Here is a 20736-nt window from a genome sequence, read left to right as displayed (position 1 = left end):
GTGTCAGCGTTAGCCGAAAAACGTATTAGTCAGCTTTGTGCCATTCAAATTTCTGGAATGGTTTGTCGACTGGTGTGTTAGCTAGGTGATTCGTGTAGTTGCTCATGACTTTTTGAGCAGCACCAAGAATAACTTCAAGAATCTGACGTTTAGTGTAGCCAGCATCTAAAAATGCTTGAACCGCGCTGTCATCAACGTTACCACGATTACGGACTACAGATAGTGTGAAGGTACGCAATGCTTCCAATTTTTCAGTTGGTAGTGGCGTTTCATCACGTAATGCATCAGTGATAGCGTCATCTACTTTCATGCTTTTAGCGATACCAGTATGCGCAGGTACACAGTAATGGCAAGCATGCTCAACGTTGATAGTCTGCCATACCACAGTGGTTTCTTCATCATCAAAGCTGCTGTCTAAAAACAGTTGATGTAGCTGTTGGTAGCCTTCTAGCAAGCCAGGCGCTTCAGCCATCACGGCGTGTAGGTTAGGTACCATGCCAAATGCTTTGATAGAAGAATCAAGTAAGTCTTTGCTTTCTGCTGGGGCTGTGTCTTTATCGTGTAGAGTAAATTCGGTCATAACATAATTCCTAATAATAGGTTTGAGATTTAGTGTGTTTTAGAGTTTTCATGCTCGCTTAAAAGCAGTCGCTGATTTACATTTAATTATTGGCTTGAGTAGTTACTCAAAATTAGCAACTTTGCTTAGTAAGCGAGTCAATAGAGACTACTATAAATGATATTGAGCAATCGCTCAATAATTATTTGAGTAATCGTTCAAGTAAATTGTAATGGCTCAATTACATTCCTCTGCGTTATTCATATTATTCTATTAATATCAGTACCTTAATAAGGTAACACTGTGTAAGTAGTAAGAAAAAATAATGGTAAAAAAGCGATTGCCAGCGTTAATAACATTATTTTCCCTAGTATTACGGACAAAGCTGATTGAAATGATTGAATGAATCGAGATTAATCAACTTCTGTCATCTCATGTAGCACGAATGATTCAACCGCGCCTTCTATTGCGGTGGAGAAATTTTTTAGGTGTTGGCTTTCCATATGGGTTTGCCATAGCTCGCGGGTGGCCCAGCTTTCATGAAACATAAAGTGAGTGGGTTTTTCATTATCTTGGAACAAATCATAACGAATACAGCCTTCTTCGCTGCGAGTAGCTGGTATGAGTCTTTCGAGTTCAGCCTTTACGAGAGCGATGCTATCGTCCTTTGCTGTTATATGGGCAATGACGGTTAATGTAGTCATTTCTAATCCTTTGAATTGGTGTGATGGTTAGATGGGTTTTGAGGATGGCTGTTGGTAAAGGAGTCTATATGCGAACAGAGTTATATCGATACTGTGTTTATTATATCAATATATAACATTACTTGAACGACCGTTCATTTGTGGTTATAGTGTATATCAGACAATAAAAATGTGCTTCAAATTTCGACGTCTATTTTTGTTATCTCATTACAGCTTTTACAGTCATTAGTATAGTCACTAGATTTGATAGTTATCAGACGACTGTCTTCATATAATAGGATAAAGTTATGCTTAAATTTTATTTTCATCAAACGCCAAACCCAATGAAAGTAGCATTGTTTCTTGAAGAAACTGGGCTGCCTTATGAGCTTGTTGCAGTAGATACACTAAAAGGTGAGCAGCATACACCTGAGTACCGTGCTATTAACCCAAACGGCAAAACACCTGCGCTGGAAGATGATGGCAAACGCGTGTTTGATTCTACAGCTATCTTGATGTATCTTTCTGAAAAAACAGGCAAGCTGGCAGGACAACCAGAATATCGTAGCGAGATGCTGTCGTGGCTAATGTTTGTAGCATCTGGATTAGGCCCTTTTTCTGGTCAGTCTGTTCACTTTAGACATAAAGCGCCAGAGAAAATCCCATATGCCATTAACCGCTATCTTCGTGAGGCCGAGCGTCATTATGAAGTGCTAGATACACACCTAGAAGGCCGTGAATATATGGTTGGTGATAGCTACTCAATCGCTGATATTTCTACTTGGGGCTGGATTGATAAGGCGACAGTTGTGCTAGGCGAAGGCGGCTTAGATAATTATCCAAATCTAAAGCGCTGGTTTGATAGCATTAATGCTCGTCCAGCGGTACAAAAAGCCCGTGATATTCCTAAAGGTATTGATTTCAAAACTGAGTTTGATGACGTTGCTGCACGTGCGCTTTATCCGCAAAACTTTGATAAAAACAGTTAATCGAAGCAAAGAGACTTAATAAGTCTTATAATATAAAAAGTGATTAAAACCAGTAACTAAGGTTGATTCTACAAACTTTGCCTTAAAATAGATTTTAAGGCAAAGATATTAAGGTGAAAATTATGAGTGCTCCGATAAAGTTCAATCGTGAGGATGTGATCGAAAAAGCAAAAAATCTCTATTGGGAAAAAGGCTATCACGCGACATCAATGCGCAATTTGCAAGATGTGGTGAATATGCACCCAGGTAGTATTTACGCAGCTTTTGGTAGTAAAGATAAACTATTTACAGAGTCACTGAATCGCTATGCTGCAGATGGTGCCAAGAGATTGGCCGACTGTATTGAGCAAAAAGACACAGTGCTGGATGGCTTAAAACATTTTATCCATACGGTGATTGTCTGTAATAGTGCTACTGCGCCTAGCGGTATGTGCATGATCGTCAAGACAGTCGCTGAGCTTACTCAAAACGATAGTCCAGATCTACTCGCACATGCAACGAATATCTTAGAAGGTATAGAGGCATCATTTGCCGTGCTCTTTGGACAAGCCATTGATAGCGGTGAAATTAGCGCAGAAAAAGATCCCGTTGAGCTGGCGCGTTATTTCCAAATTCAAATTATAGGTCTCAGGACGTATGCACAAGTCACTAACGACAATGATGCAGTAGAGAGATATATCGATGATATTTTTAAAAATATCGTATAGCAAGGTTGTATAAAAAGCAGATTTTTTAGTTATGACAGCTCGCGCCTTTTGTCGTTGACCAATCATCATAGTATTACTAAAAACCCTGATTGCTAGTACATTAGCAATCAGGGTTTTTGTTATCTATTACTGTGCTTTTGGATTGTTATTGATGAACTTCAATAGAAGCTCAGCTAATGTTTCGCCTTGGTCTTCTTGCAGGAAATGACCGCCATTAGTGATAGTCGTATGATTTTGACCTTTGGTACCCGGAATTAGCTTTTGCATGATGCGATCGCCGCCACCAGTTACGGGGTCGGAATCACTAAACAATGTAATGAATGGCTTGGTCCATTTGCTTAGCACGACCCAAGCTGCTCGGTTGTTTCCTGAAGCAGGATCATCTGGTGTCGTGGGCACTAGGATAGGAAACTGTCTGGCGCCTTCTTTATAAGACTCATCAGGGAAGGGTGCATCGTAAGCATCCAGTACGGCTTGTGATAACGTCGTTGTGGTACCGCTTTTAATGGTGCCTGCTACATTAAATTGCGGCGTCTCTTGAGAGAACTTCTGCCACTTGCGAAAGCCTTCGCCCGGATCGTGATCCCCAGTCGGTAGCATCGTGTTGCCTGCTGCGACGCGATCGAATTTATCAGGATGCGCTGCTACTAAACGTAGACCGATTAAACCGCCCCAATCTTGACAAAACAGTGTGATATTTTTTAAATCTAATTGATCAAGCACCGATTGCATCCAATCGACATGGCGCTGATAAGTGTAGTCAGTACGTGATGCAGGTTTGTCTGAACGTCCAAAACCAGGAAGGTCTGGCGCGATAACGCGGTGTCCTGCTGCTGTTAGTATTGGAATGACTTTACGATACAGATAAGACCAAGAAGGCTCACCATGTAATAACAAGATAGGGTCGGCGTCGCTTGGACCTTCATCAAGGTAGTGTACGCGTAGCTCGCCACCTTCTGTATCATCGACCATCAGATAGTTCGGTTCAAAATCGTAATCTTGCAAACTGGCAAAACACGAATCAGGCGTCCTAAGTTTTTTCATATATCATCCTTGGGTTAGAAAAATAACAGTGCATTCTGGCACAGGTGTTAGACAGTCTATTAGAAGTGAGTCTCTGGGTGCTACTCGACTATCACTGGTAATCCTAGCGATAAGGCTATCTGCCTATAGTTTATATTGATTAAACGTTCAAAATGAAAACTATACCCTACATGCATTCGTTGCTGCAAACATTAATAATGGATGCGTCAGTAGCATCCACTATATATAGGATAAGTTTTGATATAGGATAGATTTTGAGTTTCATTTTATAAGGCTAATCTAATCGTGACGCCAGTAGACTTTTACTACGACATCGGTACGACTTAGCTCAAGTCGGTTCTTTAGCAATGGGCGCAATGCTTTGGCAGTATTCGCTTCTAGTGCTCCCCAAACTTTATAAATCTGTAGAGGGTTGTCAGTCAAATAATCGCCCAATTTACTGTCAATTAGCGTGGCTAACTCTGCCCCTGAGTTAACCTGATTGGTCACTATAGGCAATATGGTAAAGTGGTTATTACCATTATTTTTAGTATCGCAATCAAGGCCACTGCGCATTTTTACCGTGTCAAAATAACTTTGATCGCCTGCATCTTGCGTCACACAAATGACCAATGGTGGCGTAGGATTGTTCCATAGCTCCAGCAGTCGTGCTGCCGTTGGCATCGAGGTCTCATCGACAATCAGTACCGCTTGACCGTCTCGTAAGTGCTCTACCTTTTCTGGAAACTCTCGTTTTGTGACAACGGTCTCGCCTGCTTGCAGTGCTGCTGCCCAGTTGCCGCCCGGCGTATCCCCATGCAAAAAAACATCGACCCATGCTCGTATCTCATCATCGGCTTGCCATGCTTTTCTCAAAGTGTAATAGCAGTGAGGACGTGCAGGGTGTACGTTTTCCTTTGCACTTTCATCAGCTTTATTGCCATCAGTGCTGTCAGTCATCAATGCGTTGGTCATTGCATTGTGCTCTAAATCAAACAAGTACGCGTAACCCGCTTCGTTGGTAGGTACTGACGTCGAGCTTGTTGCGCCCTTAGTATTACTTAACTGAGCGGTATTATTTAATGGCGTATCATTATTTAATGACGGCATGCTCAATTCAAGGCGCAGCATATTTTTGCTAACTCTATAACTGTTTTGCACCTCAAATACTTGCTTGGTCAGTTTGATTGTTTTTTTGCCTAGCTTTTTATCTGCTCTTTGTTTTAGCAAGATATATTGGACTTGCAAGTCATCAAGCTGGGAGATAGGTGCAGCAAAAGCAATAAAGAAAGTCTGGTCATGAAGCGAGTCGTTTTGAGCGTCAGTTGGTTTATTCTCTGAGCCTTTTGGACAAGTCTGTATAGCAATACCTTCAGCATAAATATCAATTATTTGCGCATCGACCAGATCCAATTCGGCGGTAGATAATGAGGTAAATGCACTCAAAAATCCAAGCAGTTCGTCGAGGTGCTCCTCATTAATATGAGCGACCACACCTGCTATTTCAGGATCGTTTAGGGAAGTGTATTGGCTGTTTTGGTTATCAGTGTTTTCTGTAGAAGCTAAAAGAAGGTTGGTCATATAAATACTCGCAATCAACAGAGCGTTGAAATTAAAGTGAATGAGTTTATAGTTAATGATAATTGTTTTTGTTATCATTTACGAGTAAAATCAATTTTTATTGTGGTTTGATCATCAAAAATCGGTCTATAACCGATGGCCGATAAACCATCATTTTTATGACATATTATTTTTATCAACAATGAGTGCTTATATGCTACGTGCAAACCAGCTGACTATCAGCCGTCAAGGAAATACTCTATTAGACAACGTGACTTGTGAGATTGATACCAATCAACTGGTGGCTTTGGTTGGGCATAATGGGTCTGGCAAGTCGACCTTGATCAAAGCGCTAGCGGGTGAGATGGCAAGTAGTAGCGGCAATGTCACTTTAGATGAGCACAGTATCAATGACTATGGCAGTAAGGAATTAGCGCGGCAAATGGCATATCTGCCGCAGCAATTGCCAGAAGCTGCTGGATTCACGGTGCGTGAGCTGGTCATGCTAGGGCGCTATCCACATCAAAAATGGCTGCAAAAGCCAACTCAAATAGATAAAGACAAAGTCGCGCAAGCATTAAAAGTAACTCAAACCGAAGCGTTTGCTGATCGCATCACTGCCACGCTATCTGGTGGTGAGCGCGCTCGTGCTTGGCTCGCAATGTGTCTGGCACAGGATACCCGTTACTTGTTGCTCGATGAGCCACTTGCTGCGCTTGATATGCATTATCAAATCGAGGTCATTCAGCTCATTCGTCGTTTGGTGGATGAGCAAGGCTTAAGCGTGGTAATTATTATTCATGATATTAATTTGGCAGCGCAATATGCCGATCGAGTCATCGCGCTGAAAAATGGCCAAATATGTCATAACGGCGATATCGCCAGTACCATGCAACCTACCGTGCTACACGATATCTTTAATGTCGATATGCAGCTGCTCAGTCATCCTATTACTGGACAGCCTGTCGCAGTCGCTTAACGTCTGGTTTCTGCTCCTTCTTTTTAATTCGCCTACAAAGATACGCTTCTATGCCTCCCGTTTTTTATACAGATAAATTATCGAAAATTCCACTAGTTACGTCAGTATCAGTAATGACAATACTAAAATGGTTTGCGCTCGTATTGTGCTTGGTATTGACGGCCTGTAATAGTCAGACATCCACTACCTCAGAAGCAAAAGACAGTGATAGCGATAGGATGAATATCGTGTCTCCTGACTGGGGTAATGCAGCGACTTTAACAGCGATGGGGCATGCACCAATTGCGACAGGTGATGTCAGGGTTTGGGATAGATGGGTGGGTAGCCCCAAACTACCAACATCGATCACAGACTTAGGCATCCGCTATCAGCCCAATGCTGAGCTAATCGCCCAATTGCCTGTCGATATGGTCATAGATAATTATTTTTATGAGCATGCACGTAACTTATACGGCGATGTGCCTGCAGAATCTGTGATGTTTGCTGCCAAGGGAGAGACGGCAACGTGGGCTGACTATACGGAACCGACGCGGGAGCTTGGCGTACTGATCGATAACCCGAAGATGGCTGAAGACTATATTGTACAAAGTCAGAAAGACATACAGCTAGCCAGTCAGCAATTCCAGCAGCGCTATCCAAAAGCCAAGAAATTCGCAGTGGTACAGTTTGCGGATGCCAATAACATGCGTATGTATGTGGCAAATAGTTTATTTCAGCCTGCGTTAGAGCAGATGAATAGAGAGCTTGTGGTATTGGGCAAGGGCAATCAGTGGGGGTTTGTGCCGATACGAATGGGAGATTTGGCGCAATTAGATGATGAGACTTGTCTATTAATTATCGAACCGCTGAGCCCAATCACTAGAGCTGAAATTGATGATAGCTTGATTTGGCAGCGTCTAGGTTATGGCAATACCCGCTGTGTGGGTGAGCTACCACCAGTATGGATTTATGGTGGGATGTCATCATTGGTTAGCTTAGCAAATAACTTGTCAGACGTTTCATTAAAAGGCGGGGAAGTACTATGAGCGCCAATGTAGATACTAACAACAAAAACAATAATATCAATAACCACGCCGACAGTTCTCATAACGACAGTGCTCATACGATGACAGCAGCTTCTGAAACAACAGTGTCAAAATCATCATTGAAACAATCGTCCCCGCCACCTAATCAACCCAATCCCCAGACTTCTTTATTTGCCAATTTGTCTTGGCGACTATGGACCATGCTCATCGGATTAGCGGCATTGTCGTTATGGAGTAGTTGGGCGTTGTTAGACCAACAGTGGACGCGCCCAGTCAGTGATTTGCTTATACCAAGCTCGCAATTAGATATTGCCAGTATGGCGATACAGCTACATATTGTGGCGACCAGCGTGGTGGCGTTGTTGGCTGGCGGGCTATTAGGCGTGGTCAGTATTTTACTGCAGCAATTGGTAAAAAACCCACTAGCATCAGATACGACGCTAGGTGTGGGCGTGGGTGCACAGTTAGCCATGCTTATAGTCACGTTATTTTTGCCAAGCTTAGCTATTTATGGCGGACTTTATGTGGCCTTTGTGGGGGCTATCATTAGTATGGGTCTGGTCTTTGCCTTATCAGCACCCAGCCGATTTAATCCATTGATTTTGATATTGGCCGGTTTGGTGGTCAATATTTTGCTAGCCGCAGTGGCTAATGTGCTGGTGTTGTTTTTTGCTGAGCGTAGTAATGGCATGCTGTCATGGGCGGCTGGGTTTTTGGCACAAAACAGCTGGCATACCAGTATAGCGCTAGTCATTACTGCTATTTTGATAGCGGTCGTATGTCTGCCATTACTAAAACCATTAACGCTGATGAGTCTAGATGACACCCAAGCAAAACGTCTGGGTGTACCTATTAATGGGATTCGCGCACTTGTTGTATTGTTGGTAGCCGTTGTGACCGCTTTAGTGATCAGTGAAGTTGGCTTAATTGGTTTTATTGGTCTTGGTGCGGCAAGTTTGGTCAATGCGCTGGGTATTTCTGCTATTGGTAAGCGTTTGGCTACTGCTTTTGGGTTGGGGGCGCTGCTGTTATTGTTGACCAGCAATGTCGCGTTACTGCTTGAGCCAATACTCGATATGCAGATTCCAGCTGGTGCCATGACAGGTATTTTGGGTGCACCGCTGATTATTTGGCTGATTTTGCGTCAGCGTCGCGAGCGGATAGAGACAGTGACACCGATGCTTGCGGGTAAACATACATCCATTGCCTTTTGGCGATGGGGCGTTGGTGTGCTCGCTATCATCATGTTGGCTTGTTTATTTGTACAAGACATCAATGGTTGGGGGCTCAGTACGGACTGGGCGCTCACGCAGCAGTACCGCTTGCCTCGCAGTTTGAGTGCTGCAGCGACAGGCTTGATGCTGGCAGTCGCCGGTGTACTACTGCAAACTTTAACGCGTAACCCTATGGCCAGTCCTGAGGTGTTGGGGGTCAGTTCAGGCGCAGCACTCGGGGTGATTTTAGGGTTTTTATTATTACCAAGTTTAGGGCTGTCCGCGGGAGCAGGAACGTTGCTGGTTTCAGGACTGTCAGGAGCGATGGCCGTGCTGCTATTGATTATTTGGCTGGCGCGCAGGGTGAGCTCAGGTTATTTATTGTTAGTAGGCATAGGCATTGCCGCCATGATGGATGGGGTGATGCATATGGTCAAGCTCTCGGGAGACCCGCGTCTAGAAGCGATGCTCAGCTGGCTATCAGGGACAACTTATAGCGCTCAGCCCAGTACGGTATGGTATCTCATTGGTATTGCCGCTATCTTATTTGTACTTAGTCTACTGCTGATAAAACCCTTGCGTGTCCTTGGTTTAGGCACAGGTGTGGCACGTAATCTAGGTGTGGCAGTTACGCCCGTTACCTTGTCACTACTGGCACTAGTAGCAGCGCTTAGCACGGCCAGTACGCTTGCCGTTGGCCCGTTGAGCTTTATTGGTTTGATGGTGCCACATTTGGCTACTTCGCTAGGCGCCGTAAAGCTTGAACGGCAATTGCCATTAGCTGCACTTTTAGGGGCAGGGGTGATGGTGATAGCAGATTGGATTGGCCGTTATGTTATTTTTCCTTATGAGCTGCCTGCGGGCACGATTGCGGCCATTATTGGTGGTGGATATTTTTTATGGCTCATTCGTAAGGTGCCAGCCTCAGCAAGTAGGTAGTTGCTGTCTTTAGATAGTTCTTAACTAACGATAAAAGTGAACACAAATAGTTTAGAACTATCTGTATGGGGTAGCTGTGTGTCATTAATTAGTCGACAGTTGGTAGTAGTCTGCATTGTTCCTAATTACTCGCTCTTGATTCGTCGTTCTTAGATTCACGCTAGCTGCTATCTTTGTCATTTTTATCAACAGAAAATTCGCAAACTGGGTTGACAGTCAGTTATTGGTAGTAGATACTATGGCTCATTAATAATAATGATTATCATTTACATTATCATTCAATATAAATGAGCGTTATTTTAAGAAGTAAGCGTCAACACTTACTTTTGAATGTTTATTCAAGACGACTGACAATAACAAGGCTGAAGCTATGGACACGATCTTATTAGACGAATCACGTGATAACGAATGCTACTTAAACCGTCAAGAACAATTTGAATCGAAGGTTCGTAGTTATCCACGTAAGCTGCCCTTTGCGATTCAATCAGCTAAAGGTGCTTGGATTACTGATGTGGAAGGTAATAAGTATATCGATTGCCTATCTGGTGCTGGCACGCTGGCGCTTGGGCACAATCATCCTGTGGTTATAGAAAGCATCAAAGCGCTATTAGACAGTAATTTACCGATGCATACATTGGATATCACCACACCGTTAAAAGATAAATTCAGCGAGTTCATGTATAAATTGCTTGCTACCAATAGCGATGAATATTGCTTACAGTTTTGCGGACCAACAGGTGCTGATGCGGTAGAAGCCGCTATTAAACTGGCCAAACAAGTCACTGGTCGTTCAGGTGTAGTTAGCTTTAGCGGTGGCTACCATGGCATGACACATGGTGCGCTGGCTGTTACAGGAAACTTGGCACCTAAACAGGGTGTCGAAGGCTTGATGAGCTCGGTACAGTTCTTGCCTTATCCCAATATATATCGCTGCGCGTTTGGCTTGCCTTTTGAGCAAAGTATCCATGCCCATATGCGCTACTTTGAAAACTTCTTAAAAGATGTAGAGAGCGGTGTGGTAAAACCAGCAGCGGTCATTTTAGAAGTTATACAAGGGGAAGGCGGCGTCAACCCTGCGCCAATAGAGTGGCTGAAGCATGTGCGCCGAGTGACAAAAGAGCTTGGTATCATGCTGATCATCGATGAAGTACAAACAGGGTTTTGCCGCACAGGGCGTTGGTTCGCTTATCAATACGCTGACATCGATCCCGATATGATTGTGATGTCAAAAGCAATCGGTGGTGGTCTGCCACTTGCGGTATTGGGTATCAAAAAACAATACGATGTATGGCAAGCGGGCAATCATTCTGGCACGTTTAGAGGTAATCAATTAGCCATGGCGACTGGCCTTGCCACCCTTAATTACTTAAAAGACAATAACGTTGCTGATTATGCTTTAGAAATAGGCAAGTGGTTTATGGCGCAGTTAAAGCTACGACAACAGCGCTATCCCAAAATGGGTCAAGTCAGAGGGCGTGGTCTTATGATTGGTATAGAAATCGTCAATCCCAGTCTACCTAAGCAAAATGATGGAAGCTATCCAGCAGACAGTGATATGGCCGCCAAAATTCAGCAGTCGTGTTTTAAACATGGATTGGTGATTGAAAAGGGCGGACGTGGTGGCACAGTATTGCGATTATTACCGCCACTCAATATAACCAAAGATGAGCTGCAGCAAGTCTTGCAGAGGCTTGATATGGCGCTAGAAGACAATCAATAGTCTTGCCAGCGCTTTAGCATGATTCACACATTTATAAAAAACTCTGATAACGACTCTAATAACGATTCTAATAATAAGTCACTTATTTGCGATTTATACCATCGTAGAATAAACAAGTGAGGACATTTTGCATTTATTAAATCAGCAAACCAGTGAGCAATATGTCACGCATATGCAAAAAACCAGCGCTGTCATCAAACAGTGGCTAGACGACAATAACGTCTATTTGGGCGGCACACCGCAACAAGTGCAAGCGACCAATACCTTTAGCATCCGTGAGCAAGGCCGAGACATCGACACGATACTCGCTGATATTCAAAGTAAGTTTTTACCCAGTTGTGTGTCGACGGCCAATGCGAATTGCTTAGCGCACTTGCATCCACCCACACTAGTTATTGGTCAGATTGCTGAGATGATTATCGCGGCTACTAACCAAAGTATGGACTCGTGGAACCAAAGCCCAGCAGCGACTTATATTGAAAAAGACTTAATCCACTGGTTATGTCAACGTTGTCAGTTTGGTGATATCTCTAATGCCCTCTTTGATGAACAGATAGACTATAACGCTGGTGGCGTCTTTACCAGTGGTGGTACGCAAAGTAATCTGATGGGTTTACTGCTGGCACGCAATCAATTCTATAAAGCTAAGGGCGTTGATGTGCAAAAGGATGGCCTGATGGGTCAACCTAGCGGCAGTATTCTGTGCTCAGACCAAGCGCACTTTTCTATTGAAAAAAATGCGACATTATTGGGTTTGGGTCAAAAATCTGTCATTAAGATAGCGACCGATGCATCAGGCGCCATACTGATGTCTGACTTACAACATCAGATAGATAAGCTGGGCGCGGACAATGTGATAGCTATCATTGCAACGGCTGGCACCACCGACTTAGGTGCGATTGACCCTCTAACTGCTATTGGCAAAATTTGCCGTGATGAAAATATATGGCTACATGTCGATGCAGCATGGGGTGGGGCATTGTTATTATCACAGCGCTATCGACACTTAATTGACGGTCTGAATCAAGCTGACTCTATTACCTTAGATTTTCACAAACATTTCTTCTTACCGATTAGCTGCGGTGCTTTTCTCTTACGAGACAATCAAAATTTTGAGAGTATTCGCCATCATAGCGAATATCTAAACTCTGCTGATGACGAACAAGACAACATTCCAAACTTAGTGACATACTCTTTGCAGACCACACGACGTTTTGATGCCTTAAAGCTGTGGATGGCGTTGGACTTACTAGGGACAGATGGCTATGCAGCCTTGATTGATAACTGTTTGGATACTGCCAAGCAAGCGGCACAGCTGATTGATAAAAATGAAAATTTTGTACTGGTACATAAGCCTATTATCAGCAGTGTTTTGTTTTACTTTACACCCAAAGATACCGTGCTATCTGATGACCAGCTCGCACAGCTTAATCGTCACATTGCGCAAGAATTATTGGTCAATAACATTGCCAATGTGGCCACCACCCAGTTTGAACAGCGCCTTTGCCTTAAATTTACCATTCTAAATCCCAATACCCAAATCAATGATATTGCAGACATCATTGAGCAGATGGCTATTGCTGGTTTTAACCAACTCAATTCTGACAACCTGAACGTTGATGGGAAAAAATAACATGATGCAGCATAAAACGCTTGATCGACTTACACTACAAAATCTAATCAATGCTTACTGTTTTGAGACTGGGCACGGCGATATTATTGCCGTAGAGCAGCAAGATGATATACAGAAGCAGGCCTCACAAAACAAGCCTCTATTAGTGCTAATGCTGTTGCCTTCGAACACGGTAATGGTCGTACCTGTCGATAGAGTGAGCCAATTGGGTCAGCATCGTTTGGCGGGCACGCCGCTTATATTGAATAAGCAGGTAAGCATACGATCAGAATCGAAATTAGACACGCAACTGGACGACCCTTTGCAAAACAGCCGATGGATAAAACCCTCTGCTATGAGCCTAGCGTCTTTTATTATTGAAGACATCGTGCATCGTTATAAAGACAAAGCGACGCTAGACGCCAATGGTGTATTAAAGCGCTGGATTGAGAGTTATGAGGGGCTACAGATTATTTTAGAGCATCGCAATGATGAGATTGATGACATCATTGACTATCAGCAAGACTTCATTCAGACCGAACAAAACCTTATTTACGGTCATGCCATGCATCCTACACCCAAAGGCCGTGCTGGTTTTTATGGTGCCGAATGGGCGAAGTATGCGCCCGAGACCAGTAGCAAAACCCAGTTGCACTATTGGCTAGTGCATCCTAGCTGTATTACAGAAGAATTTGTAGATGGCGAGAGTATTACCACAGCGCTCAAATCAAAGCTACAAGCTGATATGAGTGGCTATCAACAGCAACTTGTCGATGAGCATCCTGACTATAAGCTGTTGCCACTACATCCTTGGCAAGCAAGGTTTTTGCAGCAGCAACCGTGGTATCAAAAACTACTAGAACAAGGTCAATTGTTCGATTTGGGTGAGCTTGGTTGGTATCTACATCCGACTACATCGGTACGCACACTGGCTACCTTTGATGCACCTTGGATGTTCAAGTTATCGTTATCTGTAGCAATCACCAATTCCGTGCGGATTAACCTGCCCAAAGAATGCAAACGCGGCATGCATGCCTGCCGAATCTGGCGTAGTGACTATGGTACTCAGCTCAAGACTCAGTATCCTACGATTGCCGTATTGAATGACCCTGCTTGGATTGCCTTACGTGTGGATGGAAAAATCATTGATGAAACCATCTGTATCTTACGTGACAACCCTTTTACAGAGGATACGCAAGTCACCAATCTTGCCAGCTTAAGCCAAGACCATCCAACCCGTCTCACCAATCGTTTAGAGACATTGTTTAAGTCTATCCATAAACGGACAGATGAACCTTTAGAGCAGGTGGCTGTCCAGTGGTTTGACACTTATTTGCAAGTTGGTTTTATACCGCTTATTCATATGTATTATCAGCATGGTATTGGTTTTGAGGTGCATCAGCAAAACAGCCTGATCGAGCTAAAAGGCGGCTATCCTACTAAATTTTGGGCCAGAGACAATCAAGGCTTTGGTTATATTGCTGAGTATGCCACGCCGCTCATTGATGCTTATCCAGAGCTTATTAGCGAAGGAGAGTGTGTCATTCCAGAAGACTTTGCCGACTCACGCTTTGCCTATTATTTAGTTGGCAACAGTATATTTGGTCTTATTACTGCTATTGCTCGTACTCAGCTTGTGAGTGAGGAAGCATTAATCACGACGTTTAAAGCATGTCTAATAGCGTTAGAGCAACAATACCCGCATCGTTCGTTATTTGATTTGTTGTTGCGTAGCCCTACATTGCCGTTTAAGGGCAATCTACTCACCAGACTCTATGCACTCGATGAGCTGACCGCACCTGTTGAGACCCAGTCTATTTATGTCGATATCCCAAACCCTATGATGACGTAGCACGTCATATTGGAACGGCAAAATTAGCACACGATAGAAGTTGGGGTTCGATAAGAACTAGCAGCAGAATTAACGTGACCATCAGATCACTAAGGGGCGACCGTGTTAGATATTATTGGGATTGGCGTAGGGCCGTTTAATTTAAGTTTGGCGGCATTACTTACAAAGACCGACGTAACCGCCAAGTTTTTTGAGCAAAAGGCTGAGTTTAATTGGCATAAAGGCATGATATTGCCAAACACCACGCTGCAAGTGCCTTTTATGGCAGATTTGGTGACATTGATAGACCCAACCAGTCCGTATTCCTTTTTGAATTATCTGCATACTCAGCACCGATTGCTCAAGTTTTATTTTTTAGAAGAATTTAAAATTTATCGTAAAGAGTACAACCACTATTGCCAATGGGTAGCAGGCCAACTGGATAGTCTGAATTTTGATGCAGCAGTGATAGACGTGGCGTTTAACGACAGTAATGATGGGTTTTTAGTGACAGTCTCTGAACAAGGCATTCAAAACACCTATCATGCTAAAAATCTGGTCATAGGAACGGGCACACAGGCCACGCTACCACCATCGCTGCAAGATATTGCCAAACAAGCGCCTAACCGCTGTATGCACACCGCCCATTTTGCAGACAATTTTGATTTGGATAGTCTTAAGTCGAACAGACTTGATCTGAATAGCACCAAAGCAGAAGACAAGCTGACCAAAATATTGGTATTGGGGTCTGGGCAGTCTTCAGCAGAGGTATATCGAACCTTATTCGATCAGCAGTTTGATGGCGATGATAGTACTAATGACGACCTTAAGTTTCAGCTAGATTGGATGACTCGCTCGGCAGGATTTTTCCCTATGGAGTACTCCCCATTAGGCTTAGAGCATTTTAGCCCAGCTTATACAGATTACTTTTATCATTTAGACTCAGCAACCAAACCTCAAGTCACTGCCAAGCAAGACCTGCTCTATAAAGGTATGGGCTTTGAGACCATACGCGATATTTATCATCGTCTCTATGAGCGCAGTATTACCAATCAAGATCTGCATTCGACGTTGCTGTCTAACTGTGAAGTGGTTGAGGCAGCTCTGACAACAATGCTAGAAGAGCCAGAACCGACAGACACCATAAAACTGGTAGTTAAGCAGCGTGAGCAGAATCAATCATTTACTGCTGATTATGACTGTGTGATTGCTGGTACAGGCTATCGTTACGGTCTGCCTGAGTGCTTAAATACGCTACTGCCTGCCATCGCGCATGATGAGTTTGAGCAGCCAATCATTGATCGAAACTATGCACTAAAGTATGTGCTAACGGATCAAAAAGATAATGCGACTGATGGCAAGATTTTTGTACAAAACCAAGAGGTGCATACCCATGGCGTTGGCGCACCAGACTTGGGGCTGGGTGCTTATCGTGCAGGGTGTATCGTCAATCAGTTAACAGGTGAGCAGACTTACGACACTGACGCCTTGAAAGTTTTTCAAAATTTTGGCGCGTAGTTTTTATAAGCATTCTATTGAACAGAAACGATAGTAAAAAACACTAGGGCGTGTCCTCATTTTAAAAATGGTAATAAAAATGAGATAAATTGCCGTCAAACAAGGAAAATAGCGCAGATAATATCGAGATATTAGTCAGCTATTTGACACCGTTTGGCAAGATTTAGCCATTTTTAACCCATTTAGATAACTAGCGATAACCACATAGCAAAATAATAACTAGGAGCAAGTCATGCCGACCATCACCCAAAACCTACCCGATACGTTTAGCATTGAAGCTTATCAAAAGACGTTTGCGTTGAGACCTGTCAAATACCCAGATGATATGCCATTGCTGTATAAATGGATGCATGCTGAGCATGTGGTCGATCAGTGGCAGCTACATCTTCCGATGCCGCAGCTAAAAACACATTTTGAAAAAATGCTGGCCGATGATCATCAGCGTCTCTACCTCATACTTTGTGATGATAAGCCGATTGGCTATACAGAGATTTATGAAACGGCTCGTGACCGGTTATCTCATTATTACAAAGCCAAAGAGACGGACATGGGCTGGCATATTTTGCTTGGCGATCCAGCAGTGGTTGGCAAAGGCTATCTAAAACCAACAGGTATGATGATTACCAAGTTTATATTTGAGCATACTGAGGCCAAAAAAATCGTGGGTGAGCCTGATAGCAAGGTTGAGGTGTATCAGTGGGTGGCCGACAGCTTTGCCTATAGAGTACAACGCCTGATTGAGATGCCAGAAAAGACCGCCGCCTTGTATTTTTGCAATCGCGATGAATTTCTCGAATCTAGAGGGTATCTCAGCTTTTATGGTGCCACTGCTTGATGAGCAACGCCCCTATAAATAAAGCACCTATAAATAAGGCATCTACAAATGAGACGTCTATAAACGAAGCCTCTCAAAGTAGTAGTAATGGCTTGAGCAACAAACAGGTACAGCAGGTGTTGCTGACACTACTGCTCGGCGGTACGGTGGTCAGCTTTAGTAATAGCGCGCTCAATCCAGCGATTCCTGTCTTTATGTCGGTGTTTGATGTCGATATCGTGATGGGCGGCTGGGTGCTAAATGCTTATGTATTGGCCATGAGTGTGGGGCTGATGCTAAGCGGCTACTTAAACAAAAAATTTCCTTTTAAGCATGTTTATTTGGCGGCAATTTTTGGATTTATGCTGGGCTCAGTCATTGGCATGCTGGCGTCTAGTATGAGCTTTGTCATCATTGCCAGAGCCATACAAGGACTGAGTGGCGGTCTGATTATCCCGCTGTCTATTGGTATGCTGTATCAGATTTATCCGCAGCAGCAGCACGGCAGAGTAATGGCGCTATGGGGCATTGTTATTATGATGTCGTTGGCGTTTGGCCCTTTGGTCGGTGCTTACTTGGTTGAGCAGTTTGCGTGGTGGACACTGTTTGCCATTACGTTACCACTCAGTGCGGCGGTCATGGCGATGGTGTGGTGGTTAATACCTGACATGCGCTCACATGATGAAAAAAGCCCTTTCGATATCATCGGGTTTATCAGCTTACTCACTTGGCTGCTTGCGATGATGGTTTGGCTGAGCACGCTGAAAATAGATTTTACTAGTGGATTGTTCAGCAGTGACGGCTTATTAAAGATAGCCACGTTGGGTTTATTGTCTGTCGGATTTTTACTGTCCGCGATGGCTTGGTGGGCATATGAGCGGCGGCAGAAACATCCATTATTAAACGTGCGCTTGTTCAATAATAAGACCTATTTACACAGTAATATCATTAGCATTAGCCAAACAGTCGGTTTGATGCTGTGTCTCTTACTATTACCCGTGTTGATACAAGACGTGATGGGCGAGAGTGCTTTATGGACAGGTGTTGTCCTGATGGTCGCGACGCTCGTGGCCAGTATCACCACGCATTACGCTGGCAAGATGGTAGATAAGCAAGGTGCCAGAGGGATTGGCATCGTAGGCATTGCGATTAGTGCGCTATCTACCTTGATGCTGGCATGGTGCTTGTATCACCCCACGCTTTGGCTATTAATGTTGATTATGAGTATGCGAGGTGTCGGAGTGGGTCTAGCATACCTACCAACCACGACCGTTGGGTTTAGCAGCTTACCCAAAGACGCGGTCACTGAGGGAGCTGCCCTTAATAACATCAGTCGCCGCATCATCTCTACCATATTTATCACGCTGTCCACCCTTTATATAGGCAGTCGAAGTGCGCAGTTATTAGCAGCAGGTAGTAGTGACGGCATGGCAAGCGCGATCCAAGAAATACTGGTAGTAATCGCGGTGATTTTATTATTCACAATTCCTTCAGCGTGCAAATTACCACGATCCCCATAAACAAATACCCCGTATCGGGGTTTACTTTAACTTATTAACATAAATAATTATCATTCGCTTTACATGTATCTAAATTCATACTTTTATTTGATTCAATTTTCAGACAGGAAGCTTATATCTATGTCCAATAATCTAGCAAACTTTACCAAAAACAATAATAGCCATCATAGTACTGACGTTACTTATGCGACTAAACCGTGGCACGCGCCTGTCGATTCTAAAATTATGGCACGCGCTGAGCAACGGGTGATCAAGCAATTGCTACAAGCATTACTATATGAAAATATCATTGAGTTTGAATCTGAAAGTGCGAACACCGCTAATGAAAGTGCTGATAGTGAGACTCTGCTGAATTTTATTATCAAAGTAGGTGATGATATCAGTTATACCGCTCAAGGCTATATTCATTACAGTTTTGACATCATCCGTTTAAATGACTTGAATGTGCAGCGAGTGGTTAACGGTGTTGCCCAAGACGCCATTCTTGAGCATGTAATCAGTGATATCTTGCTCAACATTGAAGGTGCAGAACTCAAAGACAGCTTTATCAAAGAGCTGCGCCATACCTTAGTGAATGAAACACAGTCTCAGATACTGACTTCTAATATACCTGTACCTATTGATACGCTCACTTATGAGCAACTCGAAGGCTATTTGACGGCAGGGCATCCTTATCATCCGTGTTTTAAGTCTCGTATTGGTTTTGATTTGCAAGATAACTATGACTATGGCCCAGAGTTTGATCAAAACATCGGCGTGGTGTGGTTGGCGGTCAAAAAAGAGCTACTGGTGAGCAATACCACTACTGGTATCGATATCAATGAATGGGTGAAAGATTATGTGGGTGCTGATGAATTTGATGCACTTAATGCCAAACTCACAGAAGTACTTACAACCACAAATGAGACGGCTAATAATTATTGCCTAATACCTGCACATCCTTGGCAATGGCAAAACACCTTAATTCAAGCATTACAACCATTGATTGCCACGCAAGAAGTTATCTATTTGGGTGATGCAGGTCATCAGTACCGCGCTCAGCAGTCTATTCGCTCATTGACTATGCTTGATAATAGCGATGACAATGGTAACAATGACACTATTAATGATAAAGCCTACCTAAAACTAAGTATGCATTTGATTAATACCTCAAGCACGCGAATACTAGCAAAGCATACCGTGATGAATGCCGCTGTTGTCACTACGTGGTTAAACCAACTGATTGCAGACGATAAGAGCGCTCAAGCATTACCCATTGCGTTTTTAGGTGAGACCGTTGGCGTTAGTCTAGACCATGAGGCGTTACGCGCGCGTGGCTATCAGCATCCAAATATGTATGGCGGGCTAGCTGCGATTTGGCGAGAAAACGTAAACCAGTATTTATCAAAAGGTCAAACAGCATTTCCGCTCAATGGTGTCAGCTATGTCAATGCTGATGGCTCGCATTTAATAGCACCTTGGCTTGATAAATATGGCGTAGAGACATGGATTGCGCAGTTAATTAAGGTCACTGTCACTCCTTTATTACATATCTTATTTGGTTATGGTGTGGCATTAGAGTGCCATGCGCAAAACATCGTCTTGGTACATGAAGATGGTTATCCCGTAAAAATATTATTAAAAGACTTGCATGACGGGGTTCGCTATTCACCTGAGCACTTAACTCAACAACACTTGCGCCCAGATTTTTATAGCTTGCCACCTGCTCATGCTGCCTTAAATAGAGGCTCATTCATCGAGACCAAAGATACCGACGGCATTCGAGATATGACGGTTGCTTGCTTGTTTTTTGTGGCGTTGTCAGATATCGCAATTTTTATGCAGACGCATTATCACTATTCTGAAGTGGCATTTTGGCAACAGGTTGCTGACTGCGTGACCGACTATCGAGTCTCACATCCAGAGCATCAAGTACGGTTCGATTTGTTTGATGTATTCGCTGAACAAACGCGCATTGAGTCATTGGCTAAGCGCCGATTATTCGGAGATAAAGCATTCCCAATTAAATATATTAACAACCCATTATTTAAAAGTCAGGGGTAA

16 protein-coding genes are annotated in these 20736 nt (G+C 43.5%); 12 read left to right on the top strand and 4 right to left on the bottom strand.

The window, feature by feature from the left end; genetic code table 11:
- Window positions 1-25: 25 nt before the first annotated feature.
- Window positions 26-580 (bottom strand): carboxymuconolactone decarboxylase family protein, encoded by a 555-nt coding sequence (locus ACQKCP_RS04650; RefSeq protein WP_101205249.1) that lies wholly within the window; start codon window positions 578-580, stop codon window positions 26-28.
- Window positions 581-972: 392 nt separating this feature from the next.
- Entirely contained in the window at window positions 973-1263 is a 291-nt protein-coding gene (locus tag ACQKCP_RS04645; protein WP_427611466.1) for a putative quinol monooxygenase, read from the bottom strand.
- A gap of 287 nt (window positions 1264-1550) precedes the next feature.
- Here ACQKCP_RS04645 and ACQKCP_RS04640 point away from each other — a divergent pair, with 287 nt between their 5' ends.
- Window positions 1551-2231: a glutathione S-transferase family protein gene (locus tag ACQKCP_RS04640; RefSeq protein ID WP_427611465.1), complete on the top strand. Its 681-nt coding sequence runs from the start codon at window positions 1551-1553 to the stop codon at window positions 2229-2231.
- 122 nt (window positions 2232-2353) lie between these two features.
- A complete protein-coding gene (locus ACQKCP_RS04635; RefSeq protein WP_427611464.1) occupies window positions 2354-2938 on the top strand; it encodes a TetR/AcrR family transcriptional regulator in 585 nt (194 codons plus the stop codon).
- Between the two features lie 126 nt (window positions 2939-3064).
- On the opposite strand, the gene ACQKCP_RS04630 is transcribed toward ACQKCP_RS04635, so the two are convergent.
- Together ACQKCP_RS04630 and ACQKCP_RS04625 are read right to left on the bottom strand one after the other, a co-directional pair.
- Entirely contained in the window at window positions 3065-3982 is a 918-nt protein-coding gene (locus ACQKCP_RS04630) for a haloalkane dehalogenase (RefSeq protein ID WP_427611463.1), read from the bottom strand.
- Window positions 3983-4261: 279 nt separating this feature from the next.
- A complete protein-coding gene (locus tag ACQKCP_RS04625; RefSeq protein WP_427611462.1) occupies window positions 4262-5542 on the bottom strand; it encodes an SIP domain-containing protein in 1281 nt (426 codons plus the stop codon).
- A gap of 193 nt (window positions 5543-5735) precedes the next feature.
- On the opposite strand from ACQKCP_RS04625, the gene ACQKCP_RS04620 reads away from it, so the two are divergent.
- The 10 genes from ACQKCP_RS04620 (at window position 5736) to ACQKCP_RS04575 (ending at window position 20736) form a co-directional block, all read left to right on the top strand.
- The gene (locus ACQKCP_RS04620; RefSeq protein ID WP_101205244.1) at window positions 5736-6500 is read left to right on the top strand and encodes an ABC transporter ATP-binding protein; all 765 of its coding nucleotides are present in this window, start codon (window positions 5736-5738) and stop codon (window positions 6498-6500) included.
- 113 nt (window positions 6501-6613) lie between these two features.
- Window positions 6614-7525, top strand: coding sequence for an ABC transporter substrate-binding protein (locus ACQKCP_RS04615; RefSeq protein WP_427611461.1), 912 nt, complete (start codon window positions 6614-6616; stop codon window positions 7523-7525).
- On the top strand, window positions 7522-9678 hold the full coding sequence (gene fhuB, locus ACQKCP_RS04610; RefSeq protein WP_427611460.1) for a Fe(3+)-hydroxamate ABC transporter permease FhuB: 2157 nt from the start codon (window positions 7522-7524) through the stop codon (window positions 9676-9678). The genes ACQKCP_RS04615 and fhuB overlap by 4 nt, the downstream gene beginning before the upstream one ends.
- Before the next feature lie 370 nt (window positions 9679-10048).
- Window positions 10049-11398 (top strand): diaminobutyrate--2-oxoglutarate transaminase family protein, encoded by a 1350-nt coding sequence (locus ACQKCP_RS04605; RefSeq protein ID WP_427611459.1) that lies wholly within the window; start codon window positions 10049-10051, stop codon window positions 11396-11398.
- A 127-nt stretch (window positions 11399-11525) separates the two neighbouring features.
- On the top strand, window positions 11526-13031 hold the full coding sequence (locus ACQKCP_RS04600; RefSeq protein WP_427611458.1) for a pyridoxal phosphate-dependent decarboxylase family protein: 1506 nt from the start codon (window positions 11526-11528) through the stop codon (window positions 13029-13031).
- Between the two features lies 1 nt (window position 13032).
- Window positions 13033-14862 carry an IucA/IucC family protein gene (locus tag ACQKCP_RS04595; RefSeq protein WP_427611457.1) on the top strand — a complete coding sequence of 610 codons (1830 nt, stop codon included), beginning with the start codon at window positions 13033-13035 and terminating at the stop codon, window positions 14860-14862.
- 102 nt (window positions 14863-14964) lie between these two features.
- On the top strand, window positions 14965-16359 hold the full coding sequence (locus tag ACQKCP_RS04590; protein WP_427611456.1) for a lysine N(6)-hydroxylase/L-ornithine N(5)-oxygenase family protein: 1395 nt from the start codon (window positions 14965-14967) through the stop codon (window positions 16357-16359).
- A gap of 232 nt (window positions 16360-16591) precedes the next feature.
- On the top strand, window positions 16592-17194 hold the full coding sequence (locus ACQKCP_RS04585; protein WP_427611454.1) for a GNAT family N-acetyltransferase: 603 nt from the start codon (window positions 16592-16594) through the stop codon (window positions 17192-17194).
- On the top strand, window positions 17194-18693 hold the full coding sequence (locus ACQKCP_RS04580; protein WP_427611453.1) for an MFS transporter: 1500 nt from the start codon (window positions 17194-17196) through the stop codon (window positions 18691-18693). Before ACQKCP_RS04585 ends, ACQKCP_RS04580 begins: the two co-directional genes overlap by 1 nt.
- Window positions 18694-18813: 120 nt before the next feature.
- Window positions 18814-20736 (top strand): IucA/IucC family protein, encoded by a 1923-nt coding sequence (locus ACQKCP_RS04575; RefSeq protein WP_427611452.1) that lies wholly within the window; start codon window positions 18814-18816, stop codon window positions 20734-20736.

The organism is Psychrobacter sp. NPDC078631 (genome assembly GCF_050268165.1).
Classification (GTDB): domain Bacteria; phylum Pseudomonadota; class Gammaproteobacteria; order Pseudomonadales; family Moraxellaceae; genus Psychrobacter.
The sequence above is the reverse complement of the archived record's forward strand: the minus strand, read 5'-3'. Positions and strand labels throughout refer to the sequence as shown.